At 58.5% G+C, this 1,768-nt stretch carries 1 protein-coding gene and 1 pseudogene; both read left to right on the top strand.

Annotated elements, in window-relative coordinates:
- Window positions 1-791, top strand: a pseudogene (locus tag EN969_RS29675) (hypothetical protein); the annotation flags it as partial.
- Between the two features lie 260 nt (window positions 792-1,051).
- On the top strand, window positions 1,052-1,444 hold the full coding sequence (locus EN969_RS35410) for a hypothetical protein (protein WP_244514249.1): 393 nt from the start codon (window positions 1,052-1,054) through the stop codon (window positions 1,442-1,444).
- The last annotated feature ends 324 nt before the right edge of the window (window positions 1,445-1,768 follow it).

Genomic DNA, 1,768 nt, shown 5'->3' on the forward strand with positions numbered 1-1,768 from the left:
CCAGCCTCCAGATCAACCAATCGGAGGAACTTCAAAGGAAGCGAAGTGAGCGCCTAACCCGATTGGATATTTCACTGCGGCGACTCGAAGAAGATTGGCAACAGGCGTCCCAACATCTTGCTTCGGTGCAACGATTGCCATCGACTACATTACGAGACCGTATCGGAGAATTGCACCGACGAGCCGGATACTTGGAGAGACAGGTCGAAGATTTAGATCAGAAGGCCAAATTGGTTGAAACTATACGAGAGCTTTCGAGTCGGCGCGAGGAGCTGGAAGGTGCTATCGCTGGGCTAAAATCCTACAATGATGCACTTCGCGCTCAACAGCAGAATAGACTATCCATCGCCTATACTCGTATCTCTAACGAGGTTAAGGAGCTTCTACGCAACGATTTGAGGCGGCAAGATATATTTGAGGACCCTGAAACTATCAGCTTTACGTTTGGGCAAAACAAGATCGCTGTAGACGGGGAGAATTACTTCTCGGCTAGCTCCAGAGCGATTTTGAAAAGCAGCTTCTACCTGGGATTCCTTGCTGCAGCAACTAAGACGGAGTTCTTTCGCCATCCCCGCTTCTGCATGATTGATACTCACGAAAACATGGGGGTGGAGGCAATCCGCAGCCAAAACTTCCAACTGCAAATCCTCCGTATCTCGAAGGAAAGTAAGGTAGAGCATCAGATAATCTACGCGACTGCGATGATCGAGCCGATCTTGGAAGACGAAGCATATGCAGTCGGGGCGTTTTCCACGAGCGACGAAAAGACGATTGATATCAGGTTAAATTGAAGTGTGAGTCGGGATGGCATCATATCCTGCGCGAACGCGGCGATGGGGCCACGAAATGGCCATTTCTCCGATTGCGTGGCTCTGAGAAGCGCGACTGTTGTGTTCGGGAGGGCAGACCCACCTCGGGGTATTCTCTCCCCTCAAATGCGCACCACATCAGACACCACCGCCGCGGTCGGCCTTGCGGCGGCGCCTTCGGGCTGGCCGGCACCTTCGTCGCCAGCGCGCCGCTGCGCGAAACGCTCTGGACGATCGACGGCGTGGCTCTCGTGGTCGCCACCGCGCTGCTGACGATGAAACACCAGCGGCTGGGCAATGATTGCATAGCGGCCGGCTTCCTGACCTTCCTGGCCGGCGAGACCCTGTTGATGGCCGGCAATGCGGCGGGGCTTGAGGCCAGCGTGCCGTCCTATGTCGGCGGCATCTCGCTTTGGGCGGCCGCACTGGTCATGGTCAGCGCGCCGAAGACATTCGCCCTGTGGATGCGCCTCACCGCGCTCGTGGCCGCCGCGCTGTTTGTCGTCTCGGCTTGCATGATCCTCTGGGGCGCGCCCTTGCTGCCGACCTCGGCGCCGCTGCCCGCCGCCGGCTATCCGTTCCTGGTGCTGACCTTTGTCGGCTGGATCTGGACGCTGCTGAAGCCGGCCCGGTGAGCCTTTGTTCGCTTCCGTACCAAACGTCCGGCCTGGTTGATCGGGCATCGGCGGAACGGTAAAAAATCCGGGCGGCGGACCCAGGTTCGCCAGTGGCCGGCGCGGGCTCAGGCAACTGCCTCACCGGCATTCGCGCCGGCCATTTTCAACCCGTCAGATGATCGCAGCGATCCACCGGCTAGCCCTGCACTTGAAGGGGCGCTGACGCTTCTGACCTTCTCCCCTTGTGGGAGAAGGTGGATCGGCGCGCAGCGCCGAGACGGATGAGGGGTGCGTGACGGAGTGAGGCGGTGAAGGTTCTGCTCTGGTTCAGGGCGTTTACTG

This window comes from Mesorhizobium sp. M7A.F.Ca.CA.003.01.2.1, from assembly GCF_003998945.1.
In the GTDB taxonomy this organism is placed as follows: Bacteria; Pseudomonadota; Alphaproteobacteria; order Rhizobiales; family Rhizobiaceae; genus Mesorhizobium; species Mesorhizobium ciceri.